Annotated in this window: 12 protein-coding genes and 1 tRNA gene; 9 read left to right on the top strand and 4 right to left on the bottom strand. The window is 63.7% G+C overall.

The features are described from left to right. Window positions 1–10: 10 nt before the first annotated feature. Complete coding sequence (locus CGLUCO_RS00760) at window positions 11–1,006, top strand: ArsO family NAD(P)H-dependent flavin-containing monooxygenase (RefSeq protein ID WP_070742058.1); 996 nt, start codon at window positions 11–13, stop codon at window positions 1,004–1,006. Between the two features lie 583 nt (window positions 1,007–1,589). Here CGLUCO_RS00760 and CGLUCO_RS00755 read toward each other — a convergent pair. Then, a tRNA-Leu gene (locus tag CGLUCO_RS00755) sits at window positions 1,590–1,674 on the bottom strand. Between the two features lie 162 nt (window positions 1,675–1,836). Here CGLUCO_RS00755 and CGLUCO_RS00750 point away from each other — a divergent pair. From CGLUCO_RS00750 to crgA, 8 genes are read left to right on the top strand one after another with little or no spacing between them, the layout of a single operon-like run. Beyond that, the gene (locus CGLUCO_RS00750) at window positions 1,837–2,538 is read left to right on the top strand and encodes an FHA domain-containing protein (protein WP_005391259.1); all 702 of its coding nucleotides are present in this window, start codon (window positions 1,837–1,839) and stop codon (window positions 2,536–2,538) included. Between the two features lie 2 nt (window positions 2,539–2,540). Next, window positions 2,541–2,966, top strand: a complete 426-nt coding sequence (locus CGLUCO_RS00745) for an FHA domain-containing protein FhaB/FipA (RefSeq protein WP_084035967.1) — start codon at window positions 2,541–2,543, stop codon at window positions 2,964–2,966. Next, window positions 2,967–4,259 (top strand): PP2C family protein-serine/threonine phosphatase, encoded by a 1,293-nt coding sequence (locus CGLUCO_RS00740; RefSeq protein WP_084035966.1) that lies wholly within the window; start codon window positions 2,967–2,969, stop codon window positions 4,257–4,259. Window positions 4,260–4,262: 3 nt separating this feature from the next. Further along, a complete protein-coding gene (locus tag CGLUCO_RS00735; protein ID WP_005391264.1) occupies window positions 4,263–5,537 on the top strand; it encodes an FtsW/RodA/SpoVE family cell cycle protein in 1,275 nt (424 codons plus the stop codon). After that, window positions 5,534–6,886: a penicillin-binding transpeptidase domain-containing protein gene (locus CGLUCO_RS00730; RefSeq protein ID WP_084035965.1), complete on the top strand. Its 1,353-nt coding sequence runs from the start codon at window positions 5,534–5,536 to the stop codon at window positions 6,884–6,886. The genes CGLUCO_RS00735 and CGLUCO_RS00730 overlap by 4 nt, the downstream gene beginning before the upstream one ends. Continuing rightward, complete coding sequence (locus CGLUCO_RS00725) at window positions 6,879–8,150, top strand: serine/threonine-protein kinase (protein WP_084035964.1); 1,272 nt, start codon at window positions 6,879–6,881, stop codon at window positions 8,148–8,150. Before CGLUCO_RS00730 ends, CGLUCO_RS00725 begins: the two co-directional genes overlap by 8 nt. Further along, window positions 8,147–10,051, top strand: coding sequence for a Stk1 family PASTA domain-containing Ser/Thr kinase (gene pknB / locus CGLUCO_RS00720; RefSeq protein ID WP_005391271.1), 1,905 nt, complete (start codon window positions 8,147–8,149; stop codon window positions 10,049–10,051). The genes CGLUCO_RS00725 and pknB overlap by 4 nt, the downstream gene beginning before the upstream one ends. Window positions 10,052–10,056: 5 nt before the next feature. Continuing rightward, window positions 10,057–10,320, top strand: a complete 264-nt coding sequence (crgA, locus tag CGLUCO_RS00715; RefSeq protein WP_005391272.1) for a cell division protein CrgA — start codon at window positions 10,057–10,059, stop codon at window positions 10,318–10,320. Window positions 10,321–10,448: 128 nt separating this feature from the next. On the opposite strand, the gene CGLUCO_RS00710 is transcribed toward crgA, so the two are convergent. The 3 genes from CGLUCO_RS00710 to CGLUCO_RS00700 are packed head-to-tail and all read right to left on the bottom strand — an operon-like array spanning window position 10,449 to window position 12,747. Beyond that, on the bottom strand, window positions 10,449–11,567 hold the full coding sequence (locus CGLUCO_RS00710) for an HNH endonuclease signature motif containing protein (RefSeq protein ID WP_084035963.1): 1,119 nt from the start codon (window positions 11,565–11,567) through the stop codon (window positions 10,449–10,451). A 45-nt stretch (window positions 11,568–11,612) separates the two neighbouring features. Then, a complete protein-coding gene (locus CGLUCO_RS00705) occupies window positions 11,613–12,272 on the bottom strand; it encodes a rhomboid family intramembrane serine protease (protein ID WP_159447571.1) in 660 nt (219 codons plus the stop codon). Further along, window positions 12,256–12,747, bottom strand: a complete 492-nt coding sequence (locus tag CGLUCO_RS00700; RefSeq protein WP_084036064.1) for a peptidylprolyl isomerase — start codon at window positions 12,745–12,747, stop codon at window positions 12,256–12,258. The genes CGLUCO_RS00705 and CGLUCO_RS00700 overlap by 17 nt, the downstream gene beginning before the upstream one ends. Window positions 12,748–12,759: the final 12 nt, after the last annotated feature.

Raw genomic sequence — 12,759 nt, 5'->3', positions numbered from 1 at the left:
GATCACACACGTGACCAGCAAACACTTCGAAGCGATCATTATAGGCGGTGGCCAGGCGGGCCTGGCCACCGCCTACTACCTGCTGCGAGCAGGCGTGGACACCCTGGTCCTCGATGATCAGGAGGATGCCGGTGGGGCGTGGCGGCATGTGTGGCCATCGATGACGTTGTTTTCCACCGCGGAGTTTTCCAGCCTGCCGGGCAAGCCTATGCCAGCCTACGAGGGGTTTCCACCGTCGGACCATGTCATCGACTACCTTGCCGACTATGAGCAGCGCTACCGGATCCCCGTCGAGCGCCCCGTGCACGTGGACCGCGTCGAGCGGGAGGATGGAGGCTACCGCCTCCACGCCGGTGATCGATCGTGGACGGCTCCCCATGTCGTAGCCGCCACCGGTACCTGGTCTACTCCCTTCGTCCCGGCCTACCCGGGATTGTTTACCGGCACGCAGTGGCATTCGGCGAACTATCCCGGGGTGAGCCCCTTCCGAGGGTCGTCCGTGGCGGTGGTGGGGGCGGCGAACTCCGCCGCGCAGATCGCCGCCGAACTCACCGGTGTTGCCGAAGTCACCTGGTATACCCGCCATCCACCACGGTGGATGCCCGATGAGGTCGACGGGCGGGTGCTGTTTCGCCGGAACCGACAACGCGCCCTGGCCGTCCAGCGCGGCGAGACCGATCCGGGGGCCGACTCAGAGCTCGGCGACATTGTCGTGTTGCCTGAGGTGCGCGCTGCCCGCGACGCCGGATGGTTGGCGGCGACGCCGATGTTTAACTCCCTCAACGAAGTACAGGCCGATCATCTGATCTGGTGTACCGGGTTTCGGCCGTCCCTCGGGCCGGTGCGCCGGCTCCTAGACGGCACCACTCCGAAATACCCGGGCCTGCACCTGGTCGGTTACGGCGACTGGACCGGCCCCGGATCCGCCACACTCACCGGGGTAGGCCCCTACGCCAAGCAGACCGCCCGGACCATCGCGGACTCATTCGGCATGACCGTCAAGTAATCCCCGCCTGGCTGGCAACTCCGAGGGGCACTCTGTCGTCAGCACAACGAGAGGAGTGGAGTTTCGATCGCTGCAGGAAACACCGGCACCTCATCCTCCGGGGGCCGAAAAGTGTTCCACATCTTCCTGCCCGGCGGAGTTTGAATGTGATCTGATCCGGGAGCGGAGACACGCCAGTCTGGAGGCTGCCTGGGCTCGTGGCCGCACGGGAAGCCGGCCACCACTGCTCAGCGGGGACAAGCTGCGCACCGCGCGGGAAAATCCGCGAGCAGATCAGTTACTACCCCTGAACCCTTGCGGTTGCGTGTAAGAAGCCGGTATATCTATCGCCGGGACATCCCCAGCTCTTCGGCGACCGCATCAGCAGTGCTTACTCCGACTTTCTCGTGCTCAGCCAACCTAGCGATTACCTGTTCCTGTGCTCAGGCCTGTTCCCACTCAGCTTCAGGCGGGTCCCCCGAGTAGTGGACACGGCGTTGGTGTCAATCTATTGCGCAGTAAACGTGCCAATAGAATGGCTGGCCGACAAATAAGACCCCGAAATGGTAAAAACCCCAGAGTACGAGACCCTGGGGTAGAAACGTGGGCGAAGGGGGACTTGAACCCCCACGTCCTTATCGGACACTGGCACCTGAAGCCAGCGCGTCTGCCAATTCCGCCACTCGCCCAGAGTGACAGCGTCTAACGCTGTGGACTTGTAAAAGATAGCACGCTACCAGCGTTTTACCCAAACTGGCAGGTGGACGGGATAAAATCAGGTTTTGACCGCATCTTCTATACTGGTATTTTCACTTACGTACATGTCGGTTGTTGAGAAAGGTTGATGAAGCATGTCGTTTTTGGGACGAATAGCCAAACTTGACTCTGCTATGCAGCGTGGCCTGGACAACGGCATGGCACTCGTCTTTGGCGGGCGCGTCGTGCCCGCGGAGATCGAGGAGCTGCTCAAGCAGGAGGCCTCCGACAACGCCGTGCGCACGTACGACGGCGAGCTGGAGTGCCCGAACCTGTTTACCCTGTCGGTGTCGGAAAAGGACTTTAACAACCTCGCGGACAACCACGATGATCTGCCGGCGACGCTGGCGGGGCAGCTGCAGCGCTTCTTCCGCAACTCCGGGTGGGCGACGCAGGGGCCGGTGTGCGTGCAGGTGAAATCCGACAAAGATCTGCATACCGGGCAGCTGAAGGTGGCGAGTTCCGCCACGAACCAGGAGTACCGGAGCGGGTTCGCGGGGCAGAAGCCGCGCGTCAACCTGCTGTTGCAGGATGGGTCCTCGCGCACGTACTCGGTGCACGAGGGGTCGAATATTATCGGCAGATCTGCGGATGCGGATCTGCAGCTGCCGGATACGGGGGTGTCCCGCAACCACGCGGAGATCACGTGGGACGGGTACGACGCCGTGCTTGTGGATATGGAGTCCACGAACGGTACGGTTGTTAATAATCAGCCAATTGAGAACTGGATGTTGGCCGATGGTGATGTGATCCAGGTGGGTCATAGCCTCATTGAAGTGCGGATCACGGGAGCGTAATAGTGGAAGAAAACATCCTTCTAGCAGCCAGGATTGGGGTGACTGTCCTCCTGTGGCTGTTCGTTTTTCTGGCGCTGCGCGCGCTGAAGAACGACACCCGGACGCAGGTCGCCGCCGCCCCGGCCCGGCCACGCCTGGGCAAGAAAGGCACCCCCACATGGGTGCGCGCCGGCAACGAGCAGGTCAACTTGTCGGGGCTCACCGAGGTCACGCTCGGTCGGTCCCCGTCCAACACGTTCCCGCTTATCGACGACTTCGCGTCCGGCACGCACGCCCGGCTCACCCACCGTGGCAATGACTGGATCATTGAGGACCTCGACTCCCGCAACGGCACGTTTGTCAACGGGTACAAGATTGACCAGCCGGAGACGGTGGATACCACCAGCGAGATTAAGATCGGCCAGACAATAGTGAGGTTGGTTCCCTAAATGTTTGCTTTTAACTACGCGGCGCGCTCCGACGTGGGGCTCGTCCGGGGCAATAACGAGGACTCCGCCTATGCGGGCACACACCTCATCGCGCTTGCCGACGGCATGGGCGGGCACGCAGCCGGCGAAGTCGCCTCCCAGCTCATGATCAACCACATGAAGGTGCTGGACGCCGACCCCGGTGATAATGACCTGCTGGCGCTGCTCGGTGCCGTCGCCAACGATGGCAATACCTCCATCCACCAGCACATTTCCGGCCACCCGGAGACCGACGGCATGGGCACGACGCTGACGGCGCTGCTCGCGGGGCCGGAGGGCATCGGCATGGTGCACCTCGGGGATTCCCGCGGGTTCCTGCTGCGCGACGGGAAACTCGCCCAGATCACCCACGACGACACGTACGTGCAATCGCTTGTCGACGCGGGCAAGCTCTCCCCCGACGAGGTCTCCACCCACCCCGACCGGTCCAAGCTGCTCAAGGCTTACTGTGGCATCCCCGTCGAACCACTGCTCAAGGACCTCGACCTGAAGGAGGGCGACCGCGTCCTCCTCTGCTCCGACGGGCTCACCGACCCCGTCACCGCCTCCACCATTGAGACGGCGCTCGGCCAGGGCACCCCGCAGGATGCCGCGAACACGCTGGTGGAGCTCGCGCTGCGCTCCGGCGGGCCGGACAATGTCACCGTCGTCGTCGCCGATGTGGTGATGACGGATCCGGAGGAACGGGAACCGCTCGTCGTCGGCGCGCTCGATGCGAACGCTACGTACGACCCGAACCCCAACACGGCCGCCGGACGGGCGGCGCTTGCGGGACGAGCAAAGCCGGAGGTCATACCTCCGACGTCGGCGGAGGTGCCGGGTAAGGAAGCGAAGAAAAGGCACACGGGCTGGATCTTTGGGCTCATCGCGCTGCTTGTCATCGCAGGTGTAGGTTTCTTCGGCTGGCGGGCCGTGAACAACAACTACTACGTCGCGGCCGACGGTGACGATATCGCCATCTTCAAGGGTGTCGACATCGCCGGGCTGTCGCATGTGCACCAGCGGCCGTGCATCGACGCGAGCGGCAACATCTCGCTCGAGGACAACTGCCGTACCTTCAAGCTCACCGACCTGCCCGAGGACGCCCGCGCCTCCGTCGCGACGCTTCCCGACGGCTCCTACGACGACGCGCTGGGACAGGTGCGCAGGCTCGCCGATAGTGCCCTGCCGCCGTGCGTCACGCGCGAGAAGCAGGACAAGCCCGGCGACGGCGACCTCACCACGCCGGGGGTCAACTGCCGGGAGGTGAACTAACAGGTGAAGTTTCGCGCCATCGAAAGTGGCCTCCTGATCCTCGCCGCCGTCGTTTTGACGGCGGCGGTTATCAACCTGGAGCTTGCCTTAGGAAACCCGCTGACATGGGAGGTCGCCTGGATCATCGGCGGGTTCATCGGCATCTTCGCCATTGCCCACGTGGCTCTCAGCATCCTCGCCCCGAACTCCGACCAGATCATGCTGCCCGTCGCGGCGCTCCTCAACGCCTTCGGACTCATCATGATCTACCGGCTTGATGATGCCCTGGAGACAACCCTGGCATCCAAGCAGGTGCTGTGGAGCGTCGTCGGCGTGGGCCTGTTCGTGGCCACGCTCGTGGTGGTGAAAAGCCACCGCGTCCTCTCACGCTTCTCCTACATCCTCGGGCTCGTGGGGCTCATCCTGCTGGCGCTGCCCATCGTGTGGCCGTGGGCGCCGGCGAATGCCGACGCACGAATCTGGATCTCCATCGGACCGTTCTCGCTGCAGCCGGGCGAGTTCTCCAAGATCCTCCTCATCCTGTTCATCGCCCAGCTGTTGACCACCAAACGCGCGCTGTTCAACGTGGCGGGCTACCGCGTGGCGGGGATGCAGTTCCCGCGCCTGCGCGACATGGCGCCGATTGTCATCGTCTGGGGCATCGCCCTGGTGATCATGGCGCTGGAGAACGACTTCGGCCCCGCATTGTTGCTGTTTAGCACCGTGCTCGGGATGATTTACCTGGCCACCGGCCGCGAATCCTGGCTCGTCATCGGCGGCATCCTCGTCGCCATCGGCGGCGTGGGGATCTACACCATCTCCGACAAGATCCAATCCCGCGTGAACAACTTCCTCGACCCGATCGCCCACTACGACACCACCGGCTACCAGCTCTCCCAGGCGCTCTTTGGCCTGAGCTGGGGCGGACCCGGCGGCACCGGGCTCGGCCAGGGGTTCCCGCAGGAGGTTCCCGTCGCGCACTCCGACTTCATCCTCGCCGCCGTGGGCGAGGAACTGGGCCTGGCGGGGCTGGCGGCGATCCTCGTCCTATTTGCGATCCTTGTCACCCGCGGCTTCAAGGCGGCCATGGGCACCAACGATTCCTATGGCAAGCTGCTCGCGGGCGGGCTGTCGCTGACCGTCATTATTCAGGTGTTCGTCGTTGTCGCCGGCATCTCGGCGCTCATGCCGATGACCGGCCTGACCACGCCGTTTATGTCGCAGGGTGGCTCCAGCCTGATGGCTAACTACATTCTTTTGGCGCTGCTCATACGCGTTTCGGAGGAGGCTCGTTCATGAACCGCACGATCCGCATAGCCAGCCTGTTTTCTTTGGTCCTCGTCTTCATCCTGCTCGTGAACCTCACGTGGGTGCAGGTGTTTCGCACCGATGAGCTCGCCGATAACCCGCTCAACCGGAGGCAGTTCTACCGCGCGCAGATGATCGCCCGTGGCCCGATCACCGCCGGCGGGGAGGTCCTCGCCCACAGTGAGAAGCAGGAAGACGGGACGTACAAGCGCAGCTACGGCGAGTCCGCGCCGCTCTACGGCCCGACGATCGGCTACCTCGACCCCCAGTTCGGTGCCGCCGGCTTGGAGGCCAGCCAGAACGATGTGCTCAACGGGGAGAACACCGTCAAACTGACGGTGGACCCGAAGCTGCAGAGGGCCGCGTACCAGGGGCTCGCATCGCGCGGGTATGAGGGAGCAGCGGTGGCCATCAAGGCGTCGACAGGCGAAATCTTGGCGATCGCCTCGACACCGAGCTACAACCCGGCGACGGCGACCGACAACTGGGACAGCCTGTCCAACGACGAGATGAGCCCGCTGCTCAACCACGCGACGCAGGACAGCCTCCCGCCGGGATCGACGTTCAAGGTGATCACGACGGCCGCCGCGCTCATGAACGGCTACGCCCCCGGCTCGCCGCTGACCGGCGCGCCGCAAATCACGCTGCCCGGCACGACGGCGACGCTGGAGAACTACGGCGGCTCCGCCTGCGCCGGTGGCGGCACGGTGACGCTGACCACGGCGTTCGCACTCAGCTGCAACACCGCCTTCGCGCAGCTCGGCAGCCAGCTTACCGACGAACAGCTCACCAAGACCGCGCAGGCCTTCGGCGTCGGCGAAACCTACGACCTGGGCCTGCCAGAATCCGCCGGCGCGCTCGGCGACCTCACCGACGCCGCGGCGCGCGCGCAGTCCGCCATCGGGCAGCGCGACGTGTCCATGACGGCGCTGCAGAACGCTGTCGTCGCCGCGACCGTGGCCAATGACGGGCTGCGGATGAAGCCGTACATTGTGTCCGAGGTCCTCGGGCGCGACCTGAAGGTCAAGCACAAGACCACCCCGACCGAGGCCGCCGAGGTCATGCCGAAGGAGGTCTCCGACCAGATCGCGGAGCTCATGTGCGCCTCCGAGCGCTCGACGCTTGGCTACCAGGGTGGCGCCATCGCCTCCAAGACCGGTACCGCAGAGCACGGTGAGGATTCCAGGAACTCTGACCCCCACGGCTGGTACATTGCCTTCGAAGGCGACGTGGCCGTGGCAGTCGTCGTAAAGAATGGCGGTGACCAGGGTGCGCGGGCAGTGGGGGCGACCACCGCAGCACCCATCGGCAGAGAGATTTTGGGAGCAGCACGTGGATAACTACCAGCTCATCGACGTCATCGGCCACGGCGGCATGTCCACCGTGTGGCTCGCCCGCGACCGCCGCGGCCGCGAGGTTGCTGTGAAGAAGCTCAAGCCGGAGCTCACCGGCAATGCGGAATTCGTGCAGCGGTTCCAGAACGAGGCGCGCGCCGCCATGCAGGTCAACAACCCCAACGTGGTGCAGACCTACGATTTCACCGACGACGCGATCGTCATGGAATACGTGCGCGGCGAATCGCTCGCCGACTTACTCGCTCGCGAAGCGAGCCTGCCGGAGGACGTCGCCCTCGACGTGCTCGAACAGGCCGCCCACGGGCTCGCATCCATCCACCGCGCCGGCATGATCCACCGCGACATCAAGCCCGGCAACCTGCTCATCACCGAGCAGGGGCAGGTGAAGATCACTGACTTCGGCATCGCCAAGGCAGCCAGCGCCGTGCCGCTCACGCAGACCGGGATGGTCGTCGGCACCGCGCAGTACGTGTCCCCGGAGCAGGCGCAGGGCAACCCGCTAGGGCCCGCCTCCGACGTGTACTCGCTCGGCGTCGTCGGCTACGAGATGCTCACCGGGCACCGGCCGTTTGTGGGCGACAACTCCGTCTCCGTGGCGATCGCCCACATCAACCAGGCGCCGCCCGCCATGCCGCCGTCGATCTCCCCGCAGGTCCGCGAGCTTATCGGCATCTGCCTGCGCAAGGACCCCAGCGCCCGGTTCCGCGACGGCGCCACGCTCGCCGGGGCCGTGTCCCAGGTGCGCGGCGGGCAGCGGCCTGCCGGCGCGCCGCCGACCACCGTCGCCCCCGCGGTCACGCAGACGACGCGGGCGCTCGGGCGGGAGGTGCGGCCGACGACGGTTCCCGCGAAGCGGCCCCGGCAGAAGCCGGAGCCGAAGGAGGGCGGCAGTGGCTGGCTCATCTTTATCGCCGTGCTGTTGCTCGCCGGCATCGGCGCGTTCATGTACTACTTCATCGGCGTGCAAGACGACTCGCCGGCGACCCCGTCGCCGACACAGCCGCCGGTGACGACGGCCGTGACCACCACCAGCGAGGTCGTCGTGACGCAAACCGTTGCGCCGACCCCTACGGAGGCGGAGGAGACCACGGAGAAGAAGCCGACGACGAGTGAAAAGGAGACGGCGACGACGGAGGCGTCGACAAGCGTGGAAAGTACGCCAACTACACAAAAGCGCACCCCCACGAGTATGATGCCCATACCGGAACAACCGCTGCCCACTGACTTTCTGAATTTGGAGGAACCATGATCGCGTCACGTTACGAAATCGGTGACTCCATCGGCACCGGCGGAATGAGCGACGTCTACCAGGCCACCGACACCATCCTCGGCCGCGACGTCGCCATCAAGATCCTCCGCAACGACCTCGCACGCGACGACGGGTTCCGCGAACGGTTCAAGAAAGAAGCGCAAAACAGCGCGCAGCTCAACCACCCCGCCATCGTCAGCGTCTACGACACCGGCACCATCCACCGCGACGGCATGGACGTGCCCTACATCGTCATGGAACTCGTACACGGCAAAACGCTCCGCGACGTCGGACCGCTGCCCGTACGCGAAGCGGCGAAAATCATGGAACCCGTCGCGCAGGCGCTCGCCTGCTCCCACGAAGCCGGAATCATCCACCGCGACATCAAACCCGCCAACATCATGATCACCAACACCGGCGACGTCAAGGTGATGGACTTCGGCATCGCGCACGCCACGACGGACACGACATCCGCGATGACGCAGACCTCGGCGGTGATCGGGACGGCGCAGTACCTGTCCCCTGAGCAGGCGCGCGGCAAGGTCGCCGACGGGCGCAGCGACATCTACGCCACCGGCTGCGTCTTCTACGAACTCGTCACCGGGCACCCGCCGTTCGAAGGCGAAACGCCGTTCGCCGTCGCCTACCAGCATGTCACCGAGGACCCCGCAGCGCCATCGACGCTCGTCGCGGGGCTGACGCCCAGCGAGGCGCTCGCGCTCGACGCCGTGACGCTCACGGCCATGGCCAAGAACCCCCACGACAGGTACCAAACCGCAGGCGAACTCGCCGAAGAATTCGGCACCCTCGCCCGCGGCGGCACGCCCCTGGCCGCGCGCTCCTACGCGGAGCCCGGCGCCACCGCAGTCGCGGAGCCGGAGCCGGCGGCCGCGGTTGCCGTGGGAGAACCCGCAGACTTTGCGGAATCGCCGGAGGATGCGGAACCCGACGAGCCGAAGTCCAACCCGTGGCGGTGGATCGTCGCCGTCCTCGCAGCCATCTTCCTCGCGCTCGCCGGAGTCTTCGCCTACAACTACCTCGACCTCGGCGGCAGCAACCAGAAACAGACGAGCCAATCCGTCGCCATCCCGCAGATCGCCAACCTGCCCACGGAAGAAGCGCTGACCAAGCTGGAAAGCGCGGGCCTGAAGACGACGATTAAGGAAGAGACCTCCCCCACCGTGGAGAAAAACCACATCATCCGTACCTCGCCCGCGGAGAACTCCCGTGTGCCTGCGGGGACGACCGTGGAAGTGTACGTATCCACCGGCAAGGAGATCACCGAGGTCCCCGACCTGAAGAACCTCAACACTGCGGACGCGCAGAAACGACTCGAAGAAGAGGGTCTGAAACTCGCCACCACGGTGAAGGAAGACAACTCCGACACCGTCAAGGAAGGCCTCATCCTCGAGCAGTCGCCGTCCGCAGGCAGCCAGGTGTCGAAGGGAACCGAGGTCACCATCACCGTGTCCATCGGGCAGAAACTCGTCCGCGTGCCCGCGCAGAACGGCACCACCTTCGAAACCGCGCAATCCAACCTCAAGGCCATGGGCTTCGGGGTGCAGATGCAGATGGTCGACGGCGTGGAGCCCGAAGGCACCGTCATCTCCACCGCCGGCGAAGGGACGGAGGTGGCGGAGGGAACCGTCGTCACGGTGAAGGTGAGCAACGGGCAGCTGATCCGCACGCCGAACCTCGTCGGCCTGCACGTCACGCAGGTGGGCAAGACGCTGGAAGCAGCAGGCCACAGCGGTGCGACGAACCAGCAGGAAACGCCGTCGACGAACCTAACCGAAATTGACAAGGTGGCGACGCAGGACCCCGCGGCCGGAACGCCGATCCGCAAGGACCAGCCCGTGACCATCCAGGTCTTTACCTTTGCGATCCCTAATGTAAACTAACTGCCATGCCTAAAGCCAAAATCACGAAAACAACCCCGATTAGCAGTGGCTCCGTCAGCCGCACCCCCGTCAAGATCAACTCCACCGGCACGCCCCGGTGGTACCTGGCGATAATGTTCGGCCTCATGCTCCTCGGCCTCGCCTGGCTGGTCATCAACTACCTCGCCGGCACCGACATCGCCCTCATGCGCGACCTCGGGCCGTGGAACTACGGCATCGGCTTCGGCCTGTTTATCGTCGGCCTGCTCATGACGATGGGCTGGCGGTAAGTTCTTTATTAGTGGCCGTAGCGTCCCCGTGTTTGTTGGGGGCGCGACGGCTATTTTTTGTGTGTGGACACGACGAGTAGCCCGAGTGGGTGCTCGGGCTTGTCGTTTGGACAGGTCGGCTTGCCGGCCTAGCCTGGTGGGCTGGGGTCGATGGGGATGCCGAGTTGTTTTCGGGCAAGGCGGATGGCGCCGCCTTGGGCACAGGGGTTCATGTTCAGCTGGAGGGGTCCGCCGAAGGCGGGTTTCCAGTATTCCAGGCCGTTGATCCTGACCATGTGACCGTGTTTCGGCTTGTCCAGGTCATCGTCGTTAATGCCGTTGTGGTACTTACACAACACCATCAAGTTGTCCGTTGTGGTTGTGCCACCGTGTTTAAACGCTTTAATGTGATGAATCTGGGACTTGGTGGCGGGTTTAGAACAGCCGGGCCAGGCACATACCGGGTTACGGAGACCCTGGTAAAACCTCTCCATCGGATTCGCAAAACGCCCATCACCAGGAAACGTAACCTCAAACAAACCAAGGTTCTCCGGACCCAGTGGGTTGACCGCAGCAACGATTAATTTTTCTGCAAGTTTCGCCTCCACTGCTTCTTGCACTGTCATGGTGGCACCGTTTGTTAAAGAGAAAACAAATTTGCCTGGCTCAACCTCATCGAAGGGTAAATCAAAGCCCATAATCAAACAGGCTGTTGCCACAGGGGGAAGCTCCCCATCATTGGCAGCAAGCGCCAACCTAATAAGACCATCAGCAGGGTTGGTGTCTGTGTCCTGCGCCCGGTCATAGATCTGCTTCACACGCGACGACTCCGCCGTCAAGGTGAGTGTGGCGAACGTGGAATTCGGGATCGCCCTGTAGGTGAGTTTCTTTTCTGGGTTCTCCGCCTGGGTGTAGTCCTGGATTAGACGCGCGCCTTCGGCGTTAATTTGTGTGATATCCCGACCAAACGGAACCAGGGCTTCACGGATGGTCCAGGCATGCTTCTTCGGCAGCTTCGCCACAAACCGTTCAATGGCTTTCAGTGATGCGAAGCTGCAACCTGAGGTTACTGCTTTCTTACGTGTGCGTTCCTGCTTGCGCGGGGCACCACAGCGCCCATAGTAGATGTCGGCGAGCTTCTTAATGGTGTGGGCGGTTGTTTTATCGTAGCCTGTCCGGACGAGTGCTTTTTTGGACATGCCAAACGCCTCCCCGGCGATCACCATCGCCTGCGACAGGAGGGAAGCACAATCCGTTAAAGCGGTCATGCCACACACAATAAAACGTCGCAACGCACCGTTAAAGAGGAAGCGTCAAAAAACTGTGGATAAGTCAGTCGGGACGAAGCACGTTATGCACAAAACGGTGGCAGCGACGGTGAGGGTGATGGCGCGACCGCGGGCCTGGAATCTGGCGAGCGGGTAGGCGATGAGGCCGCCGATGAGGAGGCCACCGAGGTGTCCCCAAATGGAAATGCCCTGGCCGATGAAGGTGTAGCCGATGTTGATGACGAGGAAGACGGCGATGGCGCGGACGTTGCCGCGGTGCTTGGCGGCGACGGCGACGCAGATGGCGAGGAAGGCGAAGATGGTGCCGGAGGCGCCAACGGTGGCCGAATAAGCGTCGAAAAGCAGGATGGAAAGGCCCGCACCGAGAGCGGTGACGAGGAAGGTGGCGATGAGCTGGAGGGAACCGAGGTAGCGCTCGAGAGACCAGCAGAAGACCAGGATGGAGGCGCAGTTGACCGTGAGGTGGTAGAGGCCGGAATGCACGAACGCGTAGGTGACGAGGCGGTAGGGCTGGGTGGCGACGTACGGGCCGTAAAGGACCCAGGATTCCGCCAGCGGGGAACCCGATAGGTTGTGGGTGAGCGAGCCGGATTGGAGCGCCGTGATCAGGTGGATGGCGACGAGGAAAAGAATAATGCCCCAGGTGGCTGGGGCATTTCTGAACAGGTTACGCGATGGAGACACTGTTGATGACGACAGGCTCCAGCGGGCGATCCATGCGGTCGGTGGGGACGCCTGCAATCTCGTCGACGACCTTCTGGGACGCGGGGTCCGTGACCTCACCGAAGATGGTGTGGTGGTTGTTCAGGTGCGGGGTCTTGGCCACCGTGATGAAGAACTGGGAACCGTTGGTGCCCGGGCCGGCGTTCGCCATGGCGAGCAGGTACGGCTTGTCGAAGGAGAGCTCCGGGTGGAACTCGTCCTCGAACTGGTAGCCAGGGCCGCCCATGCCGGTGCCCGTCGGGTCGCCGCCCTGGATCATGAAGCCGGCGATGATGCGGTGGAAGATAACGCCGTCGTAGAACGGCTCGCCCGTCTTCTCGCCGTTGGCAAGGGTGACGAAGTTATCCACGGTCTTGGGGGCGTGGTTGCCGAAAAGTTCGATCGCGATGTCCCCGTGGTTAGTGTGGAGAGTCGCGGTTGCGGTCGAAATACTCATGGCCACTATCGT

It is taken from the genome of Corynebacterium glucuronolyticum DSM 44120 (assembly GCF_030440595.1).
GTDB classification, from domain to species: Bacteria; Actinomycetota; Actinomycetes; order Mycobacteriales; family Mycobacteriaceae; genus Corynebacterium; species Corynebacterium glucuronolyticum.
Note: the sequence above shows the minus strand (reverse complement) of the source record. Positions and strands in the feature narration are given on the sequence as shown.

Excerpts from the sequence above, each read along its gene's own strand:
- CGLUCO_RS00750 (WP_005391259.1), top strand. The coding sequence starts at position 1,837 with ATGTCGTTTTTGGGACGAATAGCCAAACTTGACTCTGCTATGCAGCGT.
- CGLUCO_RS00740 (WP_084035966.1), top strand. The coding sequence starts at position 2,967 with ATGTTTGCTTTTAACTACGCGGCGCGCTCCGACGTGGGGCTCGTCCGG.
- CGLUCO_RS00730 (WP_084035965.1), top strand. The coding sequence starts at position 5,534 with ATGAACCGCACGATCCGCATAGCCAGCCTGTTTTCTTTGGTCCTCGTC.
- pknB (WP_005391271.1), top strand. The coding sequence starts at position 8,147 with ATGATCGCGTCACGTTACGAAATCGGTGACTCCATCGGCACCGGCGGA.
- crgA (WP_005391272.1), top strand. The coding sequence starts at position 10,057 with ATGCCTAAAGCCAAAATCACGAAAACAACCCCGATTAGCAGTGGCTCC.
- CGLUCO_RS00710 (WP_084035963.1), bottom strand. The coding sequence starts at position 11,567 with ATGACCGCTTTAACGGATTGTGCTTCCCTCCTGTCGCAGGCGATGGTG.
- CGLUCO_RS00700 (WP_084036064.1), bottom strand. The coding sequence starts at position 12,747 with ATGAGTATTTCGACCGCAACCGCGACTCTCCACACTAACCACGGGGAC.